General features: G+C 55.0%; 1 protein-coding gene. It reads left to right on the forward strand.

Annotated elements, in window-relative coordinates; translation table 11 throughout:
• Positions 1 to 14: 14 nt before the first annotated feature.
• The coding region (locus AB9F26_RS22095; protein WP_369769111.1) for an MFS transporter at positions 15 to 1,181 on the forward strand (1,167 nt) is incomplete at its 3' end.

A 1,181-nucleotide genomic window follows, 5' to 3' on the forward strand; every position in this document is an offset into this window, starting at 1 on the left:
TTAAAAGGTGAATGATGGTTTACCCGCGCGTCAGCCTTTACGCATTGATGCTGGCCGCGGCTGGCATCCCTCTGTACATCCATTTACCACGGTTTGCGTCGATCAATCTTGGTATCGGATTGGGTGTGATCGGGACAGTCTTGCTGTTGATCCGCCTGATTGATCTGGTTCAGGATCCGTTGATTGGCTGGGCCATTGATCGCTGGCCAAACGCGCAAACGATGTTTGCCATGCTTGCGGCAGGCGGGCTTGCAATTGGCTTTCCGCTGCTTTTCTCGATCACCCCGGGCCCCATGGCGACGACAGAATTAGTGGCCATCCTGATCCTGCTCTTCTCATCCTATAGCCTTGGGATTATCTTGTTGTATGGCCGAAGTGCGACACTGGCCAAACGTCCTGACCCGCGCGAATTGTTGACGCTTGCCGCCTTTCGCGAAGGCGGGATGCTGGGCGGCGTTGTGATTGCAGCGATCGCCCCAGCTATTTTTGTCGGATTGGGAGCTAAGGGTTTAGGATACCCAGCCTTTGGTTTCTTGCTGGGTGCCATCGCTGTTTTCGCCGCGATTGTAACTTTTCCGATCTGGCGCCGCACCCCAATCTTAGGGGAGGGCATTTCTGTGTCTGGCCTAGCCAAAGCCGGGGCTTTGAAGCTTTTGGCGCTGGCATTGGCCAATAGCATGCCTGTGGCGTTGACCTCGACCTTGTTCCTGTTTTTTGTCGAAGATCGTCTGCAACTTAGCGGAAAAGCCGGTGGTTTCTTGGTTCTGTTTTTTCTGTGCGCCGGATTAAGCGTCCCGCTTTGGGCAGGACTTAGCCAAAGCTTCGGCAGTAAGACGATCTTGACGATCGCGATGCCGCTTGCAATTGCTGGCTTCGTTGGCGCGGGTTTTCTGGCGCCAGGGAATGCGGTTGGATTTGCGATCATTTGCGTTGCGTCTGGTGCCGCCTTGGGGGCTGACATGGTCGTCCTGCCCACTATGTTTTCCGTTGCTTTGACAAAGGCCGGGCTGAATGCATCGGCGGCGTTTGGCATTTGGTCATTTGCCGGAAAACTTGGGCTCGCACTGGCGGCTTTCACCGTATTGCCGCTTCTGGAACAAAGCGGCTTTACCCCTGGTCAAAGCAATAGCCCAGAAGCTCTGTCAACACTGACTTTCGCCTATGTCGCCCTTCCATGTGCT

Source organism: Falsihalocynthiibacter sp. BN13B15, assembly GCF_041205415.1.
Taxonomy (GTDB): domain Bacteria; phylum Pseudomonadota; class Alphaproteobacteria; order Rhodobacterales; family Rhodobacteraceae; genus Falsihalocynthiibacter; species Falsihalocynthiibacter arcticus.